Source organism: Arthrobacter rhamnosi (assembly GCF_054510975.1).
On the sequence record NZ_JBTNDN010000002.1, the window covers coordinates 54,422 to 78,779 of the forward strand.

General features: G+C 61.8%; 17 protein-coding genes and 1 pseudogene. 6 read left to right on the forward strand and 12 right to left on the reverse strand.

Going from position 1 to position 24,358, the window contains the following annotated elements:
- Window positions 1–172: 172 nt before the first annotated feature.
- From ACX80J_RS04580 to ACX80J_RS04595, 4 genes are all read right to left on the reverse strand, one after another.
- Window positions 173–1,072 carry a 3-hydroxyacyl-CoA dehydrogenase family protein gene (locus ACX80J_RS04580; RefSeq protein WP_459346994.1) on the reverse strand — a complete coding sequence of 300 codons (900 nt, stop codon included), beginning with the start codon at window positions 1,070–1,072 and terminating at the stop codon, window positions 173–175.
- A complete protein-coding gene (locus tag ACX80J_RS04585) occupies window positions 1,069–2,559 on the reverse strand; it encodes an aldehyde dehydrogenase family protein (protein ID WP_459346995.1) in 1,491 nt (496 codons plus the stop codon). The genes ACX80J_RS04580 and ACX80J_RS04585 overlap by 4 nt, the downstream gene beginning before the upstream one ends.
- An 18-nt stretch (window positions 2,560–2,577) precedes the next feature.
- Window positions 2,578–3,780, reverse strand: coding sequence for an acyl-CoA dehydrogenase family protein (locus tag ACX80J_RS04590; RefSeq protein ID WP_459346996.1), 1,203 nt, complete (start codon window positions 3,778–3,780; stop codon window positions 2,578–2,580).
- Between the two features lie 312 nt (window positions 3,781–4,092).
- Entirely contained in the window at window positions 4,093–5,493 is a 1,401-nt protein-coding gene (locus ACX80J_RS04595; protein WP_459346997.1) for an aminotransferase class III-fold pyridoxal phosphate-dependent enzyme, read from the reverse strand.
- Between the two features lie 82 nt (window positions 5,494–5,575).
- On the opposite strand from ACX80J_RS04595, the gene ACX80J_RS04600 reads away from it, so the two are divergent.
- Complete coding sequence (locus ACX80J_RS04600) at window positions 5,576–7,072, forward strand: PucR family transcriptional regulator ligand-binding domain-containing protein (protein WP_459346998.1); 1,497 nt, start codon at window positions 5,576–5,578, stop codon at window positions 7,070–7,072.
- 67 nt (window positions 7,073–7,139) lie between these two features.
- Here ACX80J_RS04600 and ACX80J_RS04605 read toward each other — a convergent pair whose 3' ends face one another.
- From ACX80J_RS04605 to ACX80J_RS04625, 5 genes are all read right to left on the reverse strand, one after another.
- A complete protein-coding gene (locus ACX80J_RS04605) occupies window positions 7,140–8,348 on the reverse strand; it encodes a CaiB/BaiF CoA transferase family protein (protein WP_459347440.1) in 1,209 nt (402 codons plus the stop codon).
- Window positions 8,349–8,498: 150 nt separating this feature from the next.
- Complete coding sequence (locus tag ACX80J_RS04610; protein WP_459346999.1) at window positions 8,499–9,791, reverse strand: Glu/Leu/Phe/Val family dehydrogenase; 1,293 nt, start codon at window positions 9,789–9,791, stop codon at window positions 8,499–8,501.
- A 145-nt stretch (window positions 9,792–9,936) separates the two neighbouring features.
- The gene (locus tag ACX80J_RS04615) at window positions 9,937–10,890 is read right to left on the reverse strand and encodes an alpha/beta hydrolase (protein ID WP_459347000.1); all 954 of its coding nucleotides are present in this window, start codon (window positions 10,888–10,890) and stop codon (window positions 9,937–9,939) included.
- Entirely contained in the window at window positions 10,890–12,374 is a 1,485-nt protein-coding gene (locus ACX80J_RS04620; RefSeq protein WP_459347001.1) for a flavin-containing monooxygenase, read from the reverse strand. The genes ACX80J_RS04615 and ACX80J_RS04620 overlap by 1 nt, the downstream gene beginning before the upstream one ends.
- Before the next feature lie 38 nt (window positions 12,375–12,412).
- A complete protein-coding gene (locus ACX80J_RS04625) occupies window positions 12,413–13,699 on the reverse strand; it encodes an alcohol dehydrogenase catalytic domain-containing protein (protein WP_459347002.1) in 1,287 nt (428 codons plus the stop codon).
- Between the two features lie 656 nt (window positions 13,700–14,355).
- Here ACX80J_RS04625 and ACX80J_RS04630 point away from each other — a divergent pair.
- Entirely contained in the window at window positions 14,356–15,906 is a 1,551-nt protein-coding gene (locus tag ACX80J_RS04630) for an NAD-dependent succinate-semialdehyde dehydrogenase (protein WP_459347003.1), read from the forward strand.
- Window positions 15,907–16,258: 352 nt separating this feature from the next.
- Window positions 16,259–17,574 (forward strand): annotated as a pseudogene (locus ACX80J_RS04635) (ATP-binding protein).
- Between the two features lie 897 nt (window positions 17,575–18,471).
- On the opposite strand, the gene ACX80J_RS04640 reads toward ACX80J_RS04635, so the two are convergent.
- Genes ACX80J_RS04640 through xylB form a run of 3 tightly spaced genes read right to left on the reverse strand, consistent with a single transcriptional unit; the run spans window position 18,472 to window position 21,154 of the window.
- Complete coding sequence (locus tag ACX80J_RS04640; protein WP_459347004.1) at window positions 18,472–19,023, reverse strand: SIS domain-containing protein; 552 nt, start codon at window positions 19,021–19,023, stop codon at window positions 18,472–18,474.
- A complete protein-coding gene (locus tag ACX80J_RS04645) occupies window positions 19,020–19,694 on the reverse strand; it encodes a beta/alpha barrel domain-containing protein (RefSeq protein WP_459347005.1) in 675 nt (224 codons plus the stop codon). The genes ACX80J_RS04640 and ACX80J_RS04645 overlap by 4 nt, the downstream gene beginning before the upstream one ends.
- Window positions 19,691–21,154, reverse strand: a complete 1,464-nt coding sequence (xylB, locus tag ACX80J_RS04650) for a xylulokinase (protein WP_459347006.1) — start codon at window positions 21,152–21,154, stop codon at window positions 19,691–19,693. Before xylB ends, ACX80J_RS04645 begins: the two co-directional genes overlap by 4 nt.
- Window positions 21,155–21,428: 274 nt before the next feature.
- Between xylB and ACX80J_RS04655 the strand changes: the two genes are divergently transcribed.
- The 3 genes from ACX80J_RS04655 to ACX80J_RS04665 all read left to right on the forward strand — a co-directional run bounded on the left by ACX80J_RS04655 (window position 21,429) and on the right by ACX80J_RS04665 (window position 24,355).
- On the forward strand, window positions 21,429–22,367 hold the full coding sequence (locus tag ACX80J_RS04655; protein ID WP_459347007.1) for a sugar-binding transcriptional regulator: 939 nt from the start codon (window positions 21,429–21,431) through the stop codon (window positions 22,365–22,367).
- Between the two features lie 79 nt (window positions 22,368–22,446).
- Window positions 22,447–23,172: an SIS domain-containing protein gene (locus tag ACX80J_RS04660; RefSeq protein ID WP_459347008.1), complete on the forward strand. Its 726-nt coding sequence runs from the start codon at window positions 22,447–22,449 to the stop codon at window positions 23,170–23,172.
- A 127-nt stretch (window positions 23,173–23,299) separates the two neighbouring features.
- Window positions 23,300–24,355: an ABC transporter permease gene (locus ACX80J_RS04665; protein ID WP_459347009.1), complete on the forward strand. Its 1,056-nt coding sequence runs from the start codon at window positions 23,300–23,302 to the stop codon at window positions 24,353–24,355.
- Window positions 24,356–24,358: the final 3 nt, after the last annotated feature.

Sequence of the window (24,358 nt, forward strand, 5' to 3'; positions counted from 1 at the left end):
AATGGAACCCACAGAAAGAGCAGACCTTCTGCGGTCTCCAGGCGCTCCGCCAGTTAACGGCACATCAATCGTGTGGTCTCCCCCATTACGGTGTTGCAAGGATGATGGTCGCTGCTTCTGATGCTGGTCCTCCACACGGTGTGGAGGACCGTCTGCCGGCCTCGGGACGTTTTCATATGCTTTCCCTTGGCGTGGAGGAAGCCGTTCCATGCCCATAGACGTAGAATCCGGATCCGCTCTTGCGCCCCAGCATCCCCTGGGCGACCAGGGCCGCGACGGTGGGGTCGGGCTTGTCGGCGTCCTGGCCGGTTTCGGCGTGAATCGCCTGAGCAATGAAGTCGAGGACATCCAGGCCGATCATGTCCATCAGCTCGAAGGGGCCCATCGGGTGGCCCAGCGCGGCCCGGGCCGTGATGTCGATGTCTTCCTTGGTGGCAATCCCGGCGGCAGCCAGGGCGAGGGCCTCGCGCTGCAGGGCGCCCATCAGTCGGTTGGCGATAAAGCCCGGGATCTCCCGTGTGAGCAGCACGGGTTGCTTTCCGAGTCGTCTGGCGAACTCGAGGACCGCATCTACAGTGCCCTGCGAGGTCCCCTCATGGCGGACGACTTCGACGCACTTCATCACTAGAGCGGGATTGAAGAAATGCAGGTTGCACACCTTGTCGGGGCGGTGGGTGGCTCCGGCTACCTTCGAGGAACCTAGCGTTGAGGAATTGGTTGTGAGGATCGCGTGCGGGGGTGCGCACCGACCCAACGTCGCGAAAATCTCAGTCTTGATGTCCAGCCGTTCGGTGGCTGCCTCGACCACAAGGTCGGCAGTGGACGCAGCTTCTTCGAGATTGGTGGTCCATGACACGCGGTCGAAGGTGGTGTCGGCCGCTACCCGGTCGACTTTTCCCTTCGCTACCCGTCCCTCTGCCCAGGATATGAGATCAGATTGGGCGGCACCGAGCATGTCGCTGGAAATATCCTGAACCGTCGTCCGGTATCCGGCAAGGGCAGCGGACATGGCGATCTGGCGCCCCATGACACCGGCGCCGACGATCAGGACGTTCTTGATGGAGGTGTTCACGCTGGAGTGCCTCCGCGCAAATAGACCGTCATTGTGTGCGTATAGAAGTCTTGGGCTGCGCCGCCTTGCTCCATGGGACCGTAACCGGAGTTCTTCGCACCACCGAACGGAACATGGGGATCGGCGCCCGCCGACTCGGAGTTGACGTGCAGGACACCGACATCGATCTCGTCCAAGGCGTCAAGAACGCGCGTGATGTCCTGGGTGAAGACGGCTGCAGCAAGTCCGAATGCACTGTCGTTGGCTAGCTGGAAGGCATCCTTGGAGCCAGAGGCTCGGCGGACCGTCAGGACCGGCCCGAAGAGCTCCTTGGACCATGCAGGATTTTGGGCGGCCGCGTTACCGGCGCCTGAAAGTTCCAAAATAGTGGGGGCGACGAAGCACCGGGAACCTGCTCCATCGATAGGCACCTGACCCTCATGGAGGACGGTCGCCCCGTCAGCCACCGCCGCGCAAATACCTCGTCGCACGGCCTCTGCCGCTGGTTCGCTGACCAGGGGTCCCATCTGTATACCCCTGGCGGTAGGGTCCCCGACGGTCCACTGCCCGAGGCGATCTTGAAGTCGCCCGAGGAAGTCATCTGCGATCCTCTCATCAACGATGAGGCGCGAGGTTGCTGTGCATTTCTGACCTGATGAGCGGAATGCGCCCAGCAACACCTGATCGGTAGCGAGTTCCAGGTCAGCATCAGCAAGAACGACAGAAGCATTCTTCCCGCCCATCTCCGCCTGCATGGGCACCCCGCGCGAAGCTGCAGCGGCAGCGAGTTCACGGCCGACTCGCGTCGATCCAGTAAAGGTCAATCCGCTGAGCCCACGATGCTCGACCAGAGCAGTACCCAAAGAACCTCGTCCCAGAAGGAGGTTCAGCACCCCCTCGGGTAGCCCGGCCTCCTCCAAGGCCTCGGCGAGCCGGACGGCCAGCAGCGGCACCGTGCTGGCCGGTTTCCAGACCACGGTGTTCCCGTAGACGAGGGCGGGAGCAATCTTCCAGGCAGGAATCGCAATGGGGAAATTGAAGGGGGTAACTATGCCGATCACACCCAAGGGTTTGCGTGTGACGAGGATCCGCTCACCGCGCCGTGGGGATGAAAAAACCTCCCCTGCGGAGCGATCCCCTGCCTGACCGTAGTACCTGAAGATTTGCGCGGCGCGAAGGACTTCGGCGGTCGCCTCCGACAGCGTCTTGCCTTCCTCCCGCGCTAACTCCAGTCCAAGTCCGTCGGCCTGCTCTGCCAGGAGATCGGCTGTGCGCAACAGGACAGCGCCGCGCTCGTGCATGGACCTGCGAGACCAGGGGCGCGCAGCAGCACTGGCTGCGACCATGGCGCGGGACACCTCGGCCGGGCCGGCTTGCTGACCGGTTGCGACGATATCGTTGGGGCGGGCAGGGTTGTCAGATATCAGAGGCGATAATGTTCCCTCGACCCAGCGGCCAGCGATGAAGTGTCGAAGTTCGACAGGTGCTGTTGGTGCTAATAGAGGCATGCGAGTTTGACCGTTGTCCTACCGGAACGCCGGCGTGCCGGTGAGTTTCTGGCCGAGGATCAAGGTGTGGACCTCATCGGTGCCCTCATAGGTCCGCACTGACTCTAGGTTGTTGGCATGACGCAGCGGTGAGTAGTCGAGGGTCACTCCGTTCCCCCCAAGAATTGTGCGGGCCTGCCTGGCAATTTCGATCGCCTCCCGGCAGTTGTTGAGCTTGCCGACGGAGATCTGGTGCGTCTGCAGCCGGCCGGCGTCTTTGAGCCGGCCGATATGCAGGGCCAGTAGGAACCCCTTGTTGATCTCGAGCGCCATGTCGACGAGTTTCTGTTGAGTGAGCTGGTAACCGGCAAGAGGCTTATCGAACTGAAGCCGGTCCTTGGAGTAGGACAGAGCTGCCTCGAGCGAGTCGCGGGCAGCGCCCATGGCGCCCCAGATAATGCCGTACCGGGCCTCGTTGAGGCACGAGAACGGCCCCCTTAGGCCCGTGGCGTCCGGCAGGACGGCCTCGGCGGGCAAGCGGACATCGGTCAATTCGATGTCGCACTGGATGGAGGCTCGCATCGATAGTTTCTGGTCGATAGGCGTAGCGCGGAAACCTGGAGTGTCGGTGGGAATTACGAACCCGCGGACCCCGTTATCGGTCATCGCCCAAATGACGGCGACCTGGGCGACGCTGGCGAGGCCGATCCATCGCTTGCTTCCATTGATGACCCAATCCGCTCCATCCTGTCGGGCGAAAGTCTTCATCGAGGACGGATCAGATCCAGCAGAGGGCTCGGTGAGCCCAAAGCATCCGATGGCTTCACCCGCTGCCATGGGCGGCAGCCATTGCTGCTTTTGTTCCTCCGATCCCCACTTGGAGATCGCACTCATGGCAAGCGATCCCTGAACAGAGACGAACGTTCGTAGCCCTGAGTCACCGGCCTCGAGCTCAGCCCCGGCAAGACCGTACTCCACCGCCGAACGCCCGGCACAGCCGTAGCCGGACAGGTGCATGCCGAGCAGTCCGAGCTTGGCCATTTCGGGAACGATCTCCAGCGGGAAGTACGCCTGGTCGTACCACCCTGCAATGTTGGGTTTGATCTGGGCGTCCACGAAGGACCTCACCTTGCTGCGCAGGGCGAGCTCCTCCGGCGTGAGCAGGGAATCGAAGTCGATGAGATCGGCTGGATCCAGGGTCGTCTCGACGCCGGCTCGCGCCGCTGCTTCGGTGGTGGTCATGATGGTCCTCTTTCTCAAAACGAAACTGCAGCGAGGAAATCCCGCCTGTACCCGGTCAGGAGGCCTTGTCAGGCCCAATTCAGACCCACCCTCGAACTTGGTGGATGCTGCACACCCGGTGTCGGTTGGAGGTAACACCCGACCGGGCACGTACTACACGCGATCCTGCCACTACGACTCCAGCTGCACCGCCGCAACCTGCGACTATCGTGCCTTACAGTCATGATGCGTGATCCGCGGAGCCTGGACGCCCGGTGGACCTCAAACCGGTCGGAACTTCCCCGGGTGCCCGGGTGGATTCTCCGGGTGGGGTTACGGCGCGTCGGCGACCAGTACCGGCGCCCGGAGCGAGGCGTTCGCTTCAAGGATCGCGTCGTGCAGCACGCCCAGGCCGTCGCGCAGCAGATCCTCGGTGATGACCAATGGTGGCAGGAGGCGGATGACGTTGCCGTGGGTACCGCAGGTCAAGGTCAGAACACCCTGCGCATGGCAGGCGCTGGAGATCGCGCGGGCGAGATCCGGGCGAGGATCCAGCGTCGTGGCGTCGGCGAATTCGAGGGCGAGCATCGCTCCGCGCCCACGGAATTGCGCGACGATGGCCGTCTCCTCGACCAAAGGTTCGAGAAGTTCCCGTGCCACGGTCTCGATCGTGCGAGCATTTGCGAGCAGCTCGCCGTCCTCCAGTTCCTCGAAGACCGCAAGTGCAGCCTCACACGCCAGCGGATTACCTGCATAGGTGCCACCCAATCCGCCAACATGGACTGCATTGAGTAGTTCGGTGCGTCCGGTCACGGCTGACAGGGGAAGACCGTCGGCAAGAGCTTTGGCGGACAAGGTGATGTCCCCTGCAATCCCTTCGTGCTCACTGGCGTACAGTGCGCCGGTGCGGCCCATGCCGGTCTGGATCTCATCCAGTACCAGAACGATGCCGTGCCTTGTCGCGATCTCGCGTAGCCCTGCCAGGAACCCGGGCGCCGGTACGATGAACCCGCCTTCACCCTGAATCGGTTCGATCACCATGGCGGCGAACGTGTCGGCGCCATGCTGAGTGAGGGTTTCTTCCACGGAGGCAAGCGCGGCGGTCACCGCATCACCGGTGGTGGACGCAGAGGGCCGAAGGGGATTCGCCGATGCCGCGCGTACGACCTCCCCCGGCAACGGGCCGAAGTTGAGCCGGTACGGATTCTCCTTGGCGGTCATCGCCATCGTCAGGAGGCTCCGGCCGTGGTACGCCTCGTCGAAGACAAGGATGTTAGGCCGGCCGGTCGCGGAGCGGGCGATCTTCACTGCGTTCTCCACGGCTTCTGCTCCTGTAGAGAAGAGGGCGGTGCGCTTATCGAAGTCTCCCGGGGTGTGCTCGTTGAGCCACTTCGAGACCTGGGTGAAGGACTCGTACTCCGTAACCATGAAACAGGTATGGGTGAATCGCTCCAGCTGAGCGGCAACCCGCTCGCGCACCTTGCGGTTCGCGGCACCTACACTCGTGACGGCAATCCCGGAAGCGAAGTCGATAAAGCGGTTACCGTCAACGTCCTGGATGATCGCTCCGTCGGCCCGATCGACGAAGACAGGAAGGACGATACCGAAGCCGTCGCTCACATGGGCGAGGCGCTCGGCGTGGAGCTCCTTGGAGCGCGGACCAGGTACAGCCGTGGTCAGGTGGCGGGACTGTGGCAGCGTGCTGTGCAGCGGGGTGTGAGGAAGTTCGGTCATGCTGACCACGCTACGGAGTTGAATAGGGTCCCGTCATTGAGCACTATAGCCAAACAAGCACGAAATATAAGACACTTTATCCATGGTTTCCCTGGTTGAACTCAGCGCGCAGCTCGGTCCTCACCTCGCGACGGTAGGAGGGCGGGGGCTTCGCCCCCGCCAACTGAGCGGAGTGCACGTATCGGAGCTTGAGGATCCGACACCGTATCTTGAAGGCGGCGAGCTGCTCTTGACGACCGGTATGCCACTGATCGGTAAACGGGCTGCCACCAGCGCCTACGTTCATCGGCTTCGTGCCAAGGGGGTCCATGCGTTGGGCATCGGTCTCGGTCCTTGGTTGGCCGAAGTTCCGGACTATCTCGAAGAAGCATGTTCAGAGGCCGGCATCGATCTACTGACGGTGCCCGACGGTGTACCGTTCCAGCACGTTTCCCGCGCGTTCTGGGGCCTATCAGCTCGTAGCGGGCAGGCCGACTTGATGGGAAGCCTTGGTACCCAAACGGCGCTGGCGCGAGCCGCCATGCGGCCAGATGCAACCTCCGCCGTCGTTCGGGGACTGGCTCAGGCCCTCGGTGGGTGGGCTGCATACCTTCCCGTAGATTCCGGTACCGAAACCTTTTGGCCCGCTAGTACAGAACCTCTCGTACCCCTGCTGCATGCCGAAACGCTCAGACTGAACCGGACGGGTGCTCATTCCGCGGCTACCTTCGAGCTTCACGGCCAGCCTGTCGTGGAATACCCCATCGCTTCCGGTGACCATATCCACGGATTTCTAGCCATCGGTCCCGGCCGTACGCTGACGGCCGCGGACCGGCAGGTCATCGTCACGGTGTGTATTCTGCTCGCCATTAAGGCTCGGCAGCGTGAAGTCGTTTCCAGTGCCACCGCTGCCCTTGGCTCGGCGGTAGCGAAACTGATTCTGCATGGTCAAACAGAAGCAGCACGGATGCTCGCTGTGGACGTTGGATTGCAGGACCTGCCGGCACGCGTACGCGTTCTCGGGCTCAGGATGCATCCTGATGACGATGCGTCCTCGCTGGTCAGAGCAGCCCCGCTGCTGGATCACGACGCCGGTCTGCCCGTTTTGGGCACTGCGCTAGCGACCTGTCTTTTGCGCCACGAGGAAAACGGTGTCCTCTATGTAGTGTTGACAGCAGATGAAGGGACACCTGAACCTGATGCTTCGCGTGTTTCCTTTGAGGACGCCCGCGAGAACCTAGCAGGAGCACTCAGCGAACCGGTGTCATTGAGCGAAGTTCCAGGTGCCGTTCCCTCTGTACGTCAGGCGGTGAAGCAGGCGCCGGCGGGGTTGCTGGTCGCCGTCAGCAGTGGGCAGGACGCCCAGGCAGATATCTGGGTGCAGGCCTTGGCCGCCTACTCTCGGGCGGATCTGGTCGCAACGGTGTTCCAGTACCTACGTCACAGAGGCCACTGGGAAAACGCTTCACGGGATTTGGGGATTCACCGAAACTCGGTACGTCATCGCATTGGAATAGCCCAGTCGCTACTGGGGGTCAGCCTTGATGACCCTGATGTCTTCGCGCCCCTCTGGCTGGCACTGCGCCAACGCCCGAACTAATCTAGAACGGCCCCTCACCCGGGAGGGACTACCTGGTGCGAGGGGATGCTGCCTCGAACATGCCCGCTTATTCGGCGACACGGGTGCGGAGCCATGACACCACTTGGTCGGTATGTTCGCCGAGACGGGGAGGGGCTTGGGTGCGAGGTTTAAGGGGAGGTTCCCAGAGCGCGGGATGGCGTATTTGGTGGTCGGTGCTCGCCCCTGCCGCATTCTTAAGGGCGATAGTGGGCTTCAGGCCGAGCGTTTCGGCGTAGGTTAGGCCCTCGTCAATGGTGGCAACTCGGCCTGCGGGTACACCCACCTGGGTAAGCCGGTCCTGCCACTGCTGGGTCGAAGCGGCAGCTAGTAGGTTCTCCAGCAAAGGAACCAACTCGTCCCGGTGTTCTACGCGGGCGCTGTTGCTGGCGAAACGGTCGTCCCGGGCCAGCAATGGTGCGCCAAGTTCCTCCACGAAGCGGGCGAACTGGCCGTCGTTACCGCACGCCACTGCAAGTGGTCCATCTGCACATTGCAGGAGCTGGTACGGCACGATCGACGGGTGTGCGTTTCCCATTCGGCCCGGCACCTTCCCGGCCCCAAGGTATGACTGGCCTTGATTGGCCAGCGCTCCTTGCAGGCTGGACAGCAGATTCACCTCGATGCGACTGCCACGCCCAGTCCGCGCCCTGGCCTGGAGCGCGGCCAGGATGGAGATGGTGGCGTCTTTGGCAGTGAGTACATCGACGAGGGCGACACCAGCCTTGTAGGGCGAGCCCTCCGCGTCGCCGGTGATGCTCATCAGCCCCCCAAGGGCCTGAACGATGAAATCGTAACCGGGGATGTCACGGCCGCCGGCAGACCCGAATCCCGAGATGGAAACGTAGATCAGTTTCGGGTTCTCCGCCGATAGCGCAGGGTAGCCCAATCCGAACCGGTCGAGTCCCCCTGGTTTGAAGTTTTCCACGAGTACATCGGCACGCAGAGCAAGTTCGCGCGCCAAATCCTGATCGTGCGGGTCGGCGATATCCAGGCACACCGATTCCTTATTGCGGTTCACCGAGTCGAAGTAGGTGGATCCCGTCGCGGACCACGGGGGTCCCCAGCTCCGAGTGTCGTCCCCCTCGCCAGGACGCTCTACCTTCACGACCCGCGCCCCGAGATCAGCGAGGGTCATCGTGCACAGTGGTCCGGCAAGGACCCGGGAGAAGTCAGCGACAAGCAGCCCCTCCAGGGGCTGCTGCCCCGTCGTCTTATCATCGGCGGTGCCGGTGCTGCCTGATGGGTTGCTACACATCACGTATCTCTCCAATTACTGTTCAACCGCCCCGACCGGCACCTTCCAGTGCCTGACGGTGATAATGATCCCGTAAAGCTCCCCTTCCCTCGAGTTGCCCGCTGCAACTGGTGCCTTGTGATCCCGACTGGCCTGAGGCGTCCGGAGGGCTCAGGGGTATAGGCCCCGTGTGCGGTGCGCATCGGCTACACGTTCGACCGCGGTCACGGTAGCTGCTTCCCGCAATGTCAGGCCGCGGGCGGCAGAACTATCCAGGAGGTGGTGCCATGCGGTGAGCATCCGACGCTCCAGGCGTTCATCCACCTCGGACGCTGACCACCAGTACGCCTGGTTGGACTGCACCCACTCGAAGTAGGAGACGATGACACCACCGGCATTAGCAAGGATGTCCGGAACGACAAGCACCCCCAGCTCCTTGAAGATCTGGTCAGCGCCGGCCGTTGTGGGGCCATTGGCCCCTTCGACGACGATCTTCGCCTGAACGCGCCCGGCATTGTCACTGTGGAGAACGCCCTCGATGGCGGCTGGGATCAGCAGGCTAACGTCCAGCTCCAGCAGATCCGCGGCTGGCAATGGCTCGGCGGCGCTGAAACCAACAACCGACCCTGTTGTGGCAACATGATCGTTCAGCGCAGTGATGTCGAGACCACTGGCTGCATAAATTGCACCGTACTGATCCGCTATAGCGACTACTCTGACTCCTGCCTGAGCGAGGAAAAGTGCGGCTCCTGCCCCGACCTTGCCGAAACCCTGCACGGCCGCTGTCGCTCCGGCAACCGGTATGCCGCGGTGAGCGAGGGCCGCCAAGGCGATGTGGACGACGCCGGCTGACGTTGCGGAGGACCTACCCAGGGACCCGCCCAGTGACACGGGCTTACCTGTGACAACTCCGGGGACCGTGTAGCCCGAGGCGACCGAGTAGGTGTCCATCATCCACGCCATGGTCTGCTCGTCCGTGCCGATATCGGGAGCCGGGATGTCCCGTTCAGGTCCGATGACAGGCAAAATTTCGGACGTGTATCGACGCGTGACCCGCTCCAGTTCGCCCTGGGAGTATTTCCGTGGATCGATCCGGATTCCACCCTTGGCGCCGCCGTAGGGAACGTCAAGAAGGGCGCACTTCCACGTCATCCACATCGCCAGCGCGCGGACCTCGTCAAGATCCACCGCAGGTGAATAACGCAAGCCCCCTTTCGCTGGACCGCGGGAGAAGTTGTGCTGGACCCGATGGCCGGTGAGAATTTCAACCGAACCGTCATCACGCCGCAGCGGAACGGACACCGTCAGCTCCCGTCGAGGCTGAGCCAGGAGCTGATGCAGCCCCTTCTCGTACCCCAACGTCCTCACCGCCGACGCCAGCTGGGCCTTGGCATCGACGAGCGGACCGGCGCTCTGGGTACGGTCAGGTTCCAGGGTGATTGGGACTTCTGTATCTGTCGTCATTGACTTACCTTCGCTGTGGTCTTGCTACTGACGTGATGCTTTGCGCAGAGGCGCCTGCGGATGGCATTCGGGGGGAAAGGTGTCGATTCTTGAGGATGCAGGCACGAGCAAGCAGCGATCCTCAGCTGTCGCGGACCCACCGCGTCTACCAGTGAAGTTCGCGGATAAATGCAGCGATGTTCTCGATTTCCTGCTCTCCGCGAGGGATACGGCCTGCAGAGGTGAACAAGCCATGGGCGTACCCGGGAAGGTGTCGGTACGTCACGGCTGTCCCTGCTTGCGAGAGCGCTGCGGCGTATCTTGCCCCCTCGTCGGCCAGTGGATCGTTATCGACAGTCAGCACATACGTGGGGGGCAGACCCGGAGGCAGATCTGCGAATGCGGGGCTGACCTCGGGGGCTGCGCGGTCGGTTCCTTCTGGCAGGTACTCGTTGGCGAACCACGCCATCGTGTCCGCAACCAGAGGGAAACCTTCTGTTATTCGCTGATAGGACGGAGTCGAGAAAGTCAGGTCGGTGATGGGGTAGATCAAGACCTGGCCTAGAACCGGCAACGGGTTGGTGCTGGATGCGTTTTCATTGGCGAGCACCGCGGCGAGCTGGCCGCCGGCGCTGTCCCCCACCAGCACGAGACCCGTGACCTCCACGCCATGCCCTAACGAGTTGGACGCCACCCACTGCACTGCGGCCCGGCAATCGTCGATGGCGGCTGGGTACCGGTGTTCAGGGGCAAGACGGTAGTCGACCGCAATGACCGGTAACCCAGTCAGGGTGGCGAGCCTGCGACACAGGCCGTCATGAGTGTCGAGACCTCCCATGATCCATCCTCCACCGTGAAAGAACAGCAGGACCGGAGTTGACCCGGGGTTTGCCTGAGGCTGGTAGAGGCGTAGGCCGAACTCCCCGGCCTGATGGTCGGAGACGTCGAAGAGGTTGTCAGGGCTCAGGCCGCTCTTCGCGCACCCGAGCTCATATTTTTCGCGGACTTCGGCGACGCTATAGAGGTGGAACGAACGCCCTCCTGCCGCCCGGAAGTCCTGCAGGACCGCCGCCGCGTCCGCGGCGACGGTCCTTCCCGTCAAGGGGTCAAGCCAGTTCATTACCGGGCACCCTGCTCGGCTGGCTGCAGGTAGTCCTCCAGACGCAGGTCGTGGGTCTTACTGCGGTATTCCTCTACGGTTCCCGACCAGTTGTTAATCACGCGCCCGTCCTCGTTCTTGTACCAAGAGGAGCAGTCCGAGGAGAACGCCGACTTGGACAATTCCTCCTGCAGGTAGGCCGTAAACTGCTCGAGCACCTCCCGGCCAACCTCGAGCGCCGTCGAATCATGCTCGGCAAGGTACCTGACAGCCTGGGAGATGTAGCGGTGCTGAGGTTCGAGCATCGACACGACGGAGTTGTGGTTCAGGTTCGTGTTCGGCCCGTACACCAGGAACAGGTTCGGGAAGTTGTCGACGGTGATACCGAGATAGGCCTCGGGTGCGTTCCCCCACCGCTGGTCCAGACTGATGCCGCCGCGTCCCGTGACACGGGTGGATCCGTGGAAAGCATGGCTCTTGAAGCCGGTCGCGTAGATGATGACGTCGAACTCGTGCTCGGCGCCGTCGGCCGTGCGGATACCGGTCGGGGTGACCTCAGCGATACCTTCTGTCACCAGCTCGACGTTGTCGCGGGTCAGAGCCGGGTAGAACTCGTCACTACGCAGGATGCGCTTGCAGCCGTAGTCGTAGTCCGGCGTGAGCTTGGCGCGCAACTCGGGATCGGTGATCTGCGCCTCCCGGTGCTGGCGGGCCAGATCCACCCCTTCCTGATTAGCAGCTGTGTGCGCGCGAGTACGCTCGAATCCCGCTTCCCGAAGCTCATGGATGCTCTGGCGGAGTTCCCTGTAGGAATCAGGGTTCGCAAGGAAGCGTGCAGTTTCTTCTTCGCTGAAGATGATCTGGTCGCGGGGCAGGATGTAGTTTGCGGAGCGCTGGAAGACGGTCAGTTCCGAAGCGACCTTTGCTACCTCGGGAACGTACTGAACAGCTGTAGCGGCCGACCCGATCGAGGCCACCCGCTTGCCCACGAGGTCAACGTCATGACGCCAGTTCGCCGAATGGAAGGCAATGCCCTGGAAGGAGTCCGAACCTGGGAAAGCGGGAACATTAGGCTCGTTGAGCTGTCCCCATGCAGCAACGAGAGACCGAGTCAGGAACTGCTCTCCTCCAGCCGTTCGAATAGCCCAGATGAGCTGCTCTTCGTCCCAGGTGGCTTCGGTGACGTTCTGGTTGAGGCGCAGGCGTTCATTGAGCCCGAACTTCTCGCTCAGTGCGCGAAGGTATCCCTGAAGTTCTTCCTGACCGGCGAACATGCGCGACACCTTGAGGTTCAGGAAGTAGCTGAAGCAGTAGATGACGGCCTGTGTGTCACAGGCGGCACCGGGGTAGGTGTTTTCACGCCAGACGCCGCCGACATCGTTGCCGCGTTCGAGGATCAGGAAGTCGTCTACTCCGTCTCGGACAAACTGGGCGCCCTGGCCCAGGCCGCCGAAGCCGGCGCCGATGATGATGGCACTGTAAATGTGATCAGAAGGTGAGGTCATGGCTCTGCTCATTTCTCAGAAGTAGGGGTGGGCAGTGATTAGGGGAAGGTGATGATTTGCCGAAGTGCCTGGCCGCTTTGGAGCGTGTCCATGGCGCTGTTGATGTCCTCGAGTCCGATGGTTGCCGAGACGAGTCCTTCAACAGCGAGTGCTCCGGAGCGCCAGAGTGCCTCGTAGATGGGGATGTCGTGTTCGGGTACCGCCGATCCGAGGTAACTGCCAACGATGGTGCGGGCTTCGGCGGTGAGCGCCAGAGGATCGATGGAGGCGGGCTGCCCGGGTGCTGGCAGTCCGACGGTCACCGTGATTCCCCCCGGTTTCGTGAGGCTGATGGCGGCTTCCAACGCTCGAGGGTGTCCTGCCGCTTCGATGACGGCATCGAATTTCTCTCCGCGGTCCATGGCCTCCTGCGAGGTCATGGCATCGGTTGCTCCCAGGGCTCGTGCGGAGTCCAGTTTTGCAGGCAGAGTGTCGATGCCCACGACGTGCTCGACGCCTGTCGCCCGGGCAGTAATGAGAGCCGCCATTCCAACCCCACCCAAGCCGACGATCGCTACCCGAGATGAGGGTGAGGGTTTGGCGACATTGAGGATTGCACCACCTCCGGTGAGCAGCGCACAACCCAACAGAGCCGCGATGTGCGCTGGCACATCGGCTCCTACCGGCACGACGGAACGTCGGGAAACGACAGCGTATGAGGCGAAACCTGACACACCGAGGTGATGGTTGATCGGCTCCCCCTTGACGGACAACCGTCGTGCACCGCCGAGTAGAGTGCCAGCCCCGTTAGAGGCGCTGCCTTGCTCACAGGGCGTCTTTCCGTTGGAATGGCAACCAGGGCATTCCCCGCATCGCGGAAGGAACGTCATAACGACCCGCTGCCCGATCGCCAGGTCGCTAACGCCTTCACCCAGCTCCTCCACGAGACCGGCAGCCTCGTGACCCAAAAGCATCGGTACCGGCCTGGGACGGTTGCCGTTGACGACGGAAAGGTCGGAGTGACAAACGCCAGCTGCTTCAATCCGGACGAGGATCTCGCCAGGGCCAGGGCCCTTCAGCTCCAGGTCTTCCACACGGATAGGGGTGCTGCCCGCATAGGGCATCTCAGCTCCAACGACCTCGAGGACGGCCCCACGAATAGTCCTGGTGGACAAGCTGCCCTGGTCGGCTGTGGTCCCCGTTTCGGTTGTCATGATCATCCCCTTGCTAATGAAGTGCCGCTTTCCCCTGCTGGAACCATAGGAAGTCCCGTCATCGATCTCGGGTACGCTACCGGCAGGTCCCGAGCCGAAGAGGAATCGCTCCTCCGGCCACAGGCTTTCCATTGAGCATAGGGAAGCGCCCAGACCCACTCCTGGTCGGACCACACAATAGGAATTTCTTAGTTGTACTTATTATCCAAGGAGCAGGTTGAAACCGCTTCCTGGACCTGTGGCGACTCAGGTCCGACCGGGGTCCGACCGTGGTCCGACCGTGGTCCGAACGGGAGGACCTTCTACTCTTCGCGCCCCCAACATGTTGGACGTACCCATGGCTCAGAGGCGGTACATGTCAGATGAATCCACTCGACCTGCAAGATGGAGAGGCTGACCTGCCCGGGGTCTACACAGCAGAGTCTTCAGCTCCAACCGCAAATCTGGGTGGACGTCACCCATCTTTGGACGATAAGTCCAAGAGGCTGTGCGCCTTGCATAACGTCATGGTGCGGAATCCCGGTAGTTTGAGGAACACAGGGCGTCCAAGAACTGGGCGCTCCGGCCACGGCGGCGGCCATGATTCCCGATCGCCTCGGATCTTCCGTCGGGAACGTCCAATGGACCTCGTCGCACTCGAACGTGCTCGCTCCGTCGGGTGATCCCCGGCCACGCGAACATCATCACAAGACGCGGGGTGGCGGATTCCGCCGCACATCGCATCCCTTTCGCGCAGGTTCCCATTTCCCGCGCGACGTACTGGCCGGATTCAGAGAGAAGGTTGCTAGATGACGATGACGGACATGACCCCAGTGGACTCCGGAATCCAGGAGCGCGTACAGGACGTGCTGGCGAAGACCCCCACCGGTCTGCTAATCAACGGGCAGTGGCGGGCAGCTTCAGATGGTGGGACGTTCAACGTTGAGAACCCCGCCACCGAGGAAATCCTTACGACGCTCGCATCGGCCACCCGTGAGGATGCCGCGGCCGCTATTGATGCCGCCGCCGAGGCTCAGTCCTCCTGGGCCCGCACGCCGGCCCGGACTCGGGCAGAGCTGCTGCGACGGTCCTTCGACCTGGTCCAGGAACGCGCTGACGACTTGGCACTTCTGATGACCCTGGAAATGGGCAAACCGCTAGCCGAGGCCGCAGGGGAAGTGAAGTACGGTGGTGAATTCCTGCGCTGGTACTCCGAAGAAGCGGCACGGGACTACGGCCGCCACATGGAAGCTCCCGAGGGCCACCTTCGGATGCTCGTGTCCAAAAAGCCTGTCGGCCCTTGCCTGCTCATCACTCCCTGGAACTTCCCACTGGCCATGGCTACCCGCAAGATAGCTCCGGCTATCGCAGCCGGATGCACCATGGTCCTGAAACCAGCCCGCCTGACACCGTTGACATCCCAGTATTTCGCGCAGCTCATGATTGAAGCAGGAATCCCTGCAGGAGTACTGAACGTTGTCTCCTCTGCCTCAGCGGCAGCTGTGTCCGAACCCATCATGGCTGACCCCCGTCTACGCAAGATCTCTTTCACCGGTTCAACCCCCGTCGGTAAGGCGCTTATGAAGATCGCGACCGATAATGTGTTGCGTACGTCCATGGAACTTGGCGGAAACGGTCCGCTGATCGTCTTTGAGGATGCTGATCTCGACAAGGCCGTAGCGGGAGCCATGGCCGCGAAGATGCGCAACATGGGTGAAGCGTGCACGGCAGCGAATCGTCTGCTGGTGCACGAAAGCATCGCTGATCAGTTCGTAGCCAAGCTGGCAGAGAAAATGAAGGCCCTTACTGTCGGCAACGGCCTCCAACACGGCATCAATGTGGGCCCCATGATTGAGGCGAAGGCCCGCGAATCGCTGGAGGCCTTGGTCCAGGACGCCGTCGACCAAGGTGCCAGGATCGTCGTCGGCGGGTCGCGCATTGATGGCCCCGGCCACTTCTTCGAACCCACCCTGCTCACCAACGTGCCAGCAGAAGCCAGAGTGCTGCGTGAAGAAATTTTCGGGCCGGTGGCACCGGTGGTGACGTTCTCCTCAGAGGATGAAGCAGTCGCCATGGCCAACTCCACCGAATACGGGCTTGCGTCCTACGTCTTCACCGAAAACATCTCCCGAGGATTGCGCATTGGAGACCGCATCGAATTCGGCCTCATGGGCCTCAACGTCGGTGTGATTTCCAACGCCGCAGCCCCCTTCGGCGGGGTCAAGCAATCCGGGCTGGGCCGAGAGGGCGGGGCAGAGGGAATCGCCGAGTACACCTCTACCCAGTACATCGGCATCGAAAACCCCTGGGATACGCTGCCAGCCGAGATTCCCACATCCCGTCAGACGCAGGCTGACTGATGCTGATATCCAAGCGCGACACCACACTTGATGCTGATCTCACGAGAGTAGATCCGGGAGACCGGGTTGAAGCGCGGGAGCTTCACAGCTCCACATCCTTCACCGGCGACGTCGAACTGGTCGTACCGCAGCAGGGTATTTTATGGATACGCCACGGAGCCCTAGGGGAACGGAAGCTCCTCGACGTCGGAACATACCAAGTTCGCAGCCTGTCCCGCACCACTGCCTAATACCGTTCAGCACGAATGGAGAAGGCGTGAGCGGATCGCCGCCCGCTCAGTTCGCTCGCTTCGATAGGAGATCCAACCCCGGCACATTTGCTACCCCACGGAATGTTTCAAGGAGGCTCGGCATGACTAGTTGGCGGATCAGGGACTTCCACTCGGCGGACCTAGACGGGATTCTGCACCTTTGGGAGACCCTCAAGGCGAGCAATGTCGAGCCTGTCTATGCCCTCTCCGAGGTGCTTGCGTCCTGCGAAAAGGACCACGCCGTGGTGGCCGTGCAGGGCGAGCAGGTGGTGGGTGCCGCCGTCGGGCGGGCCGCACATGACCAAGGCTGGATTGTTTTCCTGGCCACTCTTCCCGAGTTTCGTGGCCGTGGTATCGGCACCTCGCTGCTGGGTGCGGTCGAGAACCGCATGGCCCCCCATGGGCTGAACAAACTCTCGGCGCTGATGCCGGAATCGGAAACCAGGGTGGAAGCGTTCTTGGGCCGAGGCTTCGCGCTAAAGAAGAACCTGCGTTACTTCGAGCGCACTATCCCCGTGCAACGCCAGGAGCTCGGAGCGCTCGGTCAGCTCGGTGGGCGTGTCCTGGCCCGCGACCTCTGGAAGAACGTCGCCGGGATGCGCAAGGAGAAGGAACTGCTGGAACGCCGGCTGGTACTTCCCCTTGCCGAGGCAGATCTGGCGGATGAATTCGGCGTGGTGCCGCCGCGCGCAGTGGTCCTCTTCGGCCCACCGGGCACCGGCAAGACCACTTTCGCCAAAGCGATCGCCTCCCGACTGGAGTGGCCCTTCGTGGAGGTGTTCCCCTCCCGCTTGGCGGCCGACCCACAGGGACTGGCCGGCGCGTTACGCGAGACTTTCCTGGAGATTGCTGAACTGGAGCACGCTGTGGTGTTCATCGACGAAGTGGAGGAAATTGCCTCACACCGGTCCGGCGAGCCGCCCTCACCTCTGCAGGGTGTCACGAACGAACTCCTCAAGATCATCCCAGCCTTCCGCGAGCAACCCGGGAGGCTGCTGGTGTGCGCCACCAACTTCATCCGCTCTCTGGATACGGCGTTTTTACGACACGGTCGGTTCGACTACGTCATCCCCATCGGCCTGCCGGACCGACAAGCCCGCAAAGCCATGTGGCACCGGTTTATCCCCGCACCTGTAGTGGACGCCGTGGACGTGACGCTGCTCGTCGAACGCACGCACGGCTTTTCCCCGCAGACATCGAGTACGCCGCCCGTAATGCCTCACAGCGCGCCCTTGAAAAAGCCGTGTATGACGACGGCGGACCCGCTTCCGGACACGCACAATCTATCCACGTGGCAGTCCGGAAGGGACCGGCCACGCAGGATTACTTGGAAGCTATCGGGGAGACTCGTACCACCGTCAGCGACGAGGTACACCAAGACTTCCTCGAGGACATTGAAACCCTTGGTCGCATATAGAGGGTCCTGTGGGGACGGCACAACCTCCCCCACTAAGGCTAAGGAATTGGCGGTCAGACGGGTTGGACGAGGTGAATGCGGTCGACTATGAGATCTCCGGTGGAGTACTCGCTTACCTATGGACATCCGGATGAAGACCCCGATAACGCGTCTGTCGCCGGTATCAACGGCACTCGCAATGGTGCCGTTTCTGGCCTGACGACGATCACCCTGCCATTGGTCACACTCGGCGGCCTGGCAGCTCGCTACATCGCCTACGCCACCGCTAATCCCGCAAGCTCCACGGTTCGAACTCCTTGTGGGCTCAACCACCGCTCGCGCTAACTCCGGCTTCCATTTGGAAGGTAGCTATGAGGATCCCTTCCCCGTTGGAGGGTCTTCACCCACGCACTGTCGGACGGAAGCTCGGAGAGCTGGAAGACGGACAAGATGTCCCGCCGCTGCGTCTATTCGGACAGGGAGCATCCGTTCCTCGACGTGGAGGAGCTGCGAACCTTCGCGTCGTACAGGCCAATCGTTTGCACAAAGACTTGAGGAACTGTGTGCCGTCGGATTCGCCGCCGTAGACCGGGATCGCAACCGTGGGACCAGAGGGTGTCCCATTCTGTGCGCTCGAGCATCGCCACGCCATGCCCATGGGTTGGAAGTACGCGATGACGACAATGTCCATCGACCCGAAGAACGAATAGCACTCTGGCAGTCGCCTGAATGCCTGGTGCACCCGGCCCACACAGTGATCTGTATTTCTGTGTGTACGTGTCCGGTACTTGCGACCGCTCCGGCCACCGCCTCCACCGGCGACATAAGGTCGATTATCGGCGACTGTTCCAGCTCCATTGAGGGCCTGCTTGAGGCTCGCTGCACGGAAGGCACCCGACGTTGGCTGAGCACCTGCAGCTACTGAAATGTGGTGTGTCGACTTGCCATTTTCTCGAAGGAGGAACCATCCGCCGTGGTGAGTTCCAGTGTCAGGGAGTCGAGAAGTAGAAGGCAGGACTGTTCGAACAGGCTGCCAGCAAATTGATGTGTCTCGAATGTAGGGAGGACTACAGCTACATCCGACGTTTGCGCCAGCGGGCTACCCGTCGTTGATGTCAAGAGCCCGACCAATGCACTTCGCTTTCGCGCTTCCTCGGCGAATGCCACGCTGGCAGGAGTGGAACCGGAGCTTGAGAGAACCAGCAGGCCGTCGTCGGCTTGTATGGAGGGCGCAGTCACGTCTCCGATGACGTGGGTTGTGAAACCGAGATGCATGAAGCGCATAGCGGCCATGCGGGCCACTAGACCGGACCGCCCTTGCCCGGTGAAGTACCAGGTGCGTCGCTGGTCATTGAAGAGTTCCATTAGCTCGACAAATGAGTCAGCATCGATGTGGCTCATCACATGATCCAGTTCGGCCTGCACAGTAGGCCAGGTCGGCACAGTTGGTTGTGGTTCCGCGGATGTCATCCGTGCGTTTCTACTCTCTGCTGGTGATCTGAGGGTTGGCGTACTCCATGCGGTTGAACGAGGGCCCGTCCTGCTACGGCGTAGGTGATTCCTCCATCACCGAGGGTCCTGAGGTTTTGCTCGTTGACGCCGCCGTCCACTCCCCATGGCAGCGCTGCGCTCGACCGGTCAGTGAGTACGTCGAGTCTGTCGAGGTCGGCTGCATGTCCGGGTACGCCGGGTGGGGTGAGCATCAGCAGCAGTCCGTCGGGATCGCAGGCACGTGTCCGCGCGAGATCCACAGGCGAGGGTTCGTTCACGGCGATCCAGACTTTTCGTGCTTTCAGTCGTGCCACCTGTACGGCGGATTCGATGTTGCTCGCCTCTGAATACTGGATCGTTATTCGTCCCAGTCGGGAAGGTAGTTCCTCGATGGCCTCGACAAGGTCGTCGACCATGAGGTGAACATCGAGTTGAGGTCCCACGGCAAGGTATAAGTCCATGATTTCGTCGTGGCTAACTCCCGACTGGCCCAGGTAGCTTCCCGAGATGACATCCGCATGTATCCAATGACCGGCTTCCAGGAGGTGCGCAGCAAGGCTTGGTCGTTGATGACCCGGAACGGCAATCAGGCTCCCGGCCAGAGTGATCCCGGCTCGTTGTGCTTCCTCCACGAGTTCTGCGTTGATCAAGGCCTGTCCGCTCCGCGCCAGTCGGCTGCGACCGTGTACCGGTCGAAGAGCTTGCGGCTTGCCTCTGCATCACGGGGCGAAGCGGCGACATCAGGGACAGGCGCCCAGTTGTCCCGGACGTCTCGCACGTCAACACCCTGAAGACACGCGGCGGCTTGCATGGCTGCGCCGACGGCCACTGCCTCGGTGCTCGACGAGGTATGGACCGCAGCATTGAAAGCGTCCGCTGTGTACTGGCGGTACGCCTCTGAACGAGACCCGCCACCGGTCATGATGAGCCGGCCATCATCGGGGGCCCCTACCCTGCGTAGATGGTCGGCTCCGCGCTTGAGCCCGAAAATAACACCCTCGACCGCTGCCCGCGCCAGTTCCTCACGCGTCGTGTCTGTGCGGATGCCGGCGAGTGAGCCCGTCGCGTTGGGTAGATCTGGTTTACGTTCACCGTCAAGGAAGGCTGCAAGCACGGGTGTGTGTACCGGTGATGCTGCCAGGGCAAGCCGGGACAGTTCCTGATGATCGACACCGAGAAGCCGAGCGAAGGTATCAGTCACTCGAGCGCCGTTCAATGTCGAGACAAGGGGCAGGTATCCCCCTGCGGCGTCGGCAACTCCGTCGACGATTCCGAGTCCGTCGTGGACAGCTTTGTCGCTGATGGTGAAGATGACACCGGATGTTCCGAAGGATAGAACGCGGTCGCCTCGACGGGCTCCCAGTCCCAGTGCGCTGGCATGCTGGTCCCCCGCGCCAGGACCAATAACGGTTTCTGGGCGGACGCCGAGGGCATCAGCTGCGGCGGCGGTGACTGTTCCCGCCGATTGAGATGGTTCCAGTACCTGAGGAAGCATCCGATCCCACGAGGTGTACTCATCGACCAGGGCCAGAATGTCGTGGTCGTACCGGTCGTGAGATGCGCTGTAGTAACCGGTACCACTTGCTTCAGATCGGTCGGTCACATACCGCCCAGTTAGTTGGTAGGTAAGCCAGTCATGCGGCAAAAGGACCTGTCCGAGCTGTGCGAAGTTTTCCGGCTCGGCAGTACGGAACCACAGCAGCTTGGAGATGGTGAAAGCGGCCGTGGGTACGGATCCGGTGCGGTCGGCCCATTCCTGCGCCGGTAAAGCTTTCCTCAACTCGTGCATCTCGGACGCCGTGGTCGTGTCGTTCCAGAGCTTTGCTGGGCGGATGACAACGCCGTGCCGGTCCACGGGGACGAGCCCATGACACTGGGCCGCCACAGAAATCGCTCCGACGTCGGAGGATTGCATGTCACTGGTCTTCAGTGCTCGATACCAGGCCTCTTGCAATGCTTCCCACCATGACGAGGGGTTCTGTTCGCTGAGCGGAGGTGATGTCTGTGGATGCGGTGCCGCGGCCTGCCCTACGACTCGCCCGGTGTCGGCGTCACACAGAACGACCTTCGTCGATTGGGTCGAGGAATCAATTCCTGCAACTAGCTGCACGAGCCCGTCCTTCCACTAGATCACTGCCCACAAGCACTTCCGATGGACATCTGCCCTTCGGTCGACATCTGCCAGGATCACCGCACGGGCGAGGTTCACGGTGTCTCGCATCCTGGTACCTCTCCTGGTTAGGGGAAATATCTTGAAGATTTCTACTTCAGCCCAGTATCCGAGTCCGTATCTCATTTGTAAACAAAGGCGCTCAAACGAGCGCTATGCTCGGGGAGGCGTCCAGCAGGGCGTCTGCAGGAAAACGTCGGTAAGGAGTATCAGCATGCCAATCAGTTCAGGCGAGGGAATCCTGGCTGCGACAGTCGCCCAGCGCTTCTACATCGATGGGGAGTCAAAGGTGAAGATCGCTGATGATCTTGGGATCTCGCGGTTCCGTGTTGCCCGACTTCTCGAGATCGCCGTTGCAGAGAAGATCATCAGGTTTTCCATCTCAGCCCCCCTGTCCCTGGATCTCGAACTGTCGGAGATGGTGAGAAAACGCTTCGGCTACCGTCAGGTCATCGTCGTCGACGCGTCCGAGGACGAAAGTGATCCCAGTAGGTTGCGGCGGCGAGTAGGTGCTGCGGCTGCGAAGCTCATCAGTGATCTGGTCACCAACCAAGATGTTCTGGGTATCGGTTGGGGTCGGACGATGAGTGCCATGGCGACCGAGCTAACTCATCTCGCCCCATGTCCTGTCGTTCAACTCGGTGGGATGGCCGGTTCCGTCACGGAGAACTCGCTCGAGCTGGTCCGGCGAGTGAGTGAGGTGGGAGGTGGACGGGCCTACCCGATGTTCGTCCCCCTGGTTGTTCCTGACGCTGCGACGGCGGCCGGGCTGAGAAGCCAGCCCGGTGTGGAATCGGCTCGACGACTGTTCGAGAAGATCACGATCGCCGCGGTGGCCGTCGGAAGCTGGGACCCGCCGGAATCTCAGATGCGCGATGCCCTGAGCCCCGAGGTACGTCAAGCACTTACCAAACGCGGCGTCGCCGCGGAGATTCTCGCCACCCTGATTCGAAAAGACGGCGCGATCGTGACCGATCTGGATGACCGCACGACCGCCCTCGACTACGACGGCCTGAAAAGGGTGCCTGAACTGATCCTCGTGGCTGCCGGCAGCAACAAGGCTGCCGCTATCCGTTCCTCCATCCGAGCCGGACTCGGAACAACACTTGTGACCGACCGGTCGCTCGCCCGTTCCCTCCTGCGTCAGACCTGAGTGGCGTGCGTGCCCTGCTGTTCTTACAGCTGCATTCGACACCGCTCAGTTGAGATAGTTGCTCAAATGAGCGTTGCCCTTGTCAATTGAGCATTACTGGCTGGATACTTCAGGTGTGGTCCTGAGCACAGAAGATGGAGGTTCAACGATGAGCAGACCAGCGAATCAATCGGTCCTTGAAGCCGCCAAGTCATTCGTGGAGGCCGAGAGCCGCGCCGTTCTCGACATCGTCGATCAACTTGATGAGTCCTTCTCTGCGGTGGCCAACCTGCTCATGAATACGGAGGGCAAAGTCGTTCTCACAGGAGCCGGTACCAGTGGCTTCAGCGCCCGACGGGCTGCCCATCTGCTGTCGGTATCAGGAACGCCGGCGTTCTACCTGCATCCCACTGATGCGTTGCACGGTTCGCTGGGCGCATTCCAGAAGCACGATGTTCTGATCGCCTTATCCAAGGGCGGCCGTAGTACAGAGGTCAATGACCTCGTCGAAAGAGCGCAGGGCGAAGGAATCGTGGTCGTCGCGCTCACATGCTCCGCTGCTTCCCCGCTGGCGCAGCGGGCGAATTTTCCCGTCGTGCTTCGGCATTACGAAGCCGCTGATCCAGGTGGGTTGATCGCCATGGGCAGCACGCTTGCGCACGGCGCGTGGCTGGACGCTTTAGCTCTCGTCCTGATGAGAGCAAGGCAGTACAGCTGGGCGCGCGTGCACTACACCCATCCCGGCGGTGCTGTCGGAAGCCGTTCCACGCTGCCGGAGCCGCTGGAGCCGCTGTATATCTCAAGCCCCGCCTATCCAGAGCAATAACCGTCCCAACACGCTGTCAGCGGGTATGGCCCTGCGGCAGCACGGTCCGGGTTCGTCGTCCCTCGACCTCACCCGGACACGCCCATCTGGTTCAGGTGGACACCCAACATCAGCAGAGAGGTCCCTCATGAAAAAGCGACGCATACCCGAAGAAGCGGGTATCTTCGCCGTTCTCATTGCAGTCGTGGTGGTACTCAGCATCCTGTCACCCACGTTCCGCACCCTGGACAACGGTTTAGTGCTCCTGGTCAATGGAACAGTCATCGCGTTCCTCGCCCTCGGCCAGACATTCGTCCTGCTCACAGGTGGGATCGACCTGTCTACGGGAGCGAACGTAGCGATGACCGGGGTGGTCGCCGCGCTCTTCATGCAGGCCGGGCTGCCCTGGCCGATCGCGGCTCTACTGGCGGTCCTGGCAGGAACCGCTCTCGGCGTGACGAACGGGCTGTTGATCCACTACCTCCGGATCCCGCCCTTCATCGCGACCTTCTCGACCCAAGGTGTCGCGCTGGCCATCCCGCTCATCATCACAGGAGCGAACTCGGTTGCAGTACGTGATGCTGGATTCTCCTGGATCGGGCAGGGCCGCATCGCCGGCATACCCGTTCCCGTTCTCCTGCTCGTCATCGCAGCCGTTACCGCCGCGCTGTTCCTCAAGATGACCCGTCCCGGCGTGCACGTCTACGCCTTCGGTGGCAACAAAGCAGCAGCACGCCTCGCCGGTGTAAGCCTGTCCCGCACGACGATCCTCGTCTACGCAATCAGCGGATGCTGCGCAGGTATAGGCGGTCTCATCGCGACGTCCCGACTGATGGTCGGGTTCCCCTCCACGGGTACGGGCAATGAACTGTTCTACTCCATCGCCGCAGCGGTCGTCGGCGGTATCTCCCTCTTCGGCGGCATCGGCAGCGTCTTCGGAGCAATGATCGGCGCCGTACTCATCGCCGTCGTCTCCAACGGCATGAATGTCCTCAACGTCCAGAGCTACTGGCAGTCCCTCGTCATCGGCCTCATCATCCTCGCCGGCGTCTCCTTCGACACTCTGCGTCGCCACCGCAGCGGCAAACCAGTACTGCGGAGGCCAGGGTCAGGGTCCACAGCAGGACAGATACCCATACCCTCGACCGGGTCCACCCGGCCCGGTCCGACCGTCACATCACCCTCACTCGAACAGCGCTCCTAGCGC

What these genes read in the sequence shown, in the direction of transcription:
- ACX80J_RS04585 (WP_459346995.1), bottom strand. Translation starts at nt 2,559, where the DNA reads ATGCCTCTATTAGCACCAACAGCACCTGTCGAACTTCGACACTTCATC.
- ACX80J_RS04590 (WP_459346996.1), bottom strand. Translation starts at nt 3,780, where the DNA reads ATGACCACCACCGAAGCAGCGGCGCGAGCCGGCGTCGAGACGACCCTG.
- ACX80J_RS04595 (WP_459346997.1), bottom strand. Translation starts at nt 5,493, where the DNA reads ATGACCGAACTTCCTCACACCCCGCTGCACAGCACGCTGCCACAGTCC.
- ACX80J_RS04600 (WP_459346998.1), top strand. Translation starts at nt 5,576, where the DNA reads ATGGTTTCCCTGGTTGAACTCAGCGCGCAGCTCGGTCCTCACCTCGCG.
- ACX80J_RS04605 (WP_459347440.1), bottom strand. Translation starts at nt 8,348, where the DNA reads ATGTGTAGCAACCCATCAGGCAGCACCGGCACCGCCGATGATAAGACG.
- ACX80J_RS04610 (WP_459346999.1), bottom strand. Translation starts at nt 9,791, where the DNA reads ATGACGACAGATACAGAAGTCCCAATCACCCTGGAACCTGACCGTACC.
- ACX80J_RS04615 (WP_459347000.1), bottom strand. Translation starts at nt 10,890, where the DNA reads ATGAACTGGCTTGACCCCTTGACGGGAAGGACCGTCGCCGCGGACGCG.
- ACX80J_RS04620 (WP_459347001.1), bottom strand. Translation starts at nt 12,374, where the DNA reads ATGACCTCACCTTCTGATCACATTTACAGTGCCATCATCATCGGCGCC.
- ACX80J_RS04625 (WP_459347002.1), bottom strand. Translation starts at nt 13,699, where the DNA reads ATGGAAAGCCTGTGGCCGGAGGAGCGATTCCTCTTCGGCTCGGGACCT.
- ACX80J_RS04630 (WP_459347003.1), top strand. Translation starts at nt 14,356, where the DNA reads ATGACGATGACGGACATGACCCCAGTGGACTCCGGAATCCAGGAGCGC.
- ACX80J_RS04640 (WP_459347004.1), bottom strand. Translation starts at nt 19,023, where the DNA reads ATGACATCCGCGGAACCACAACCAACTGTGCCGACCTGGCCTACTGTG.
- ACX80J_RS04655 (WP_459347007.1), top strand. Translation starts at nt 21,429, where the DNA reads ATGCCAATCAGTTCAGGCGAGGGAATCCTGGCTGCGACAGTCGCCCAG.
- ACX80J_RS04665 (WP_459347009.1), top strand. Translation starts at nt 23,300, where the DNA reads ATGAAAAAGCGACGCATACCCGAAGAAGCGGGTATCTTCGCCGTTCTC.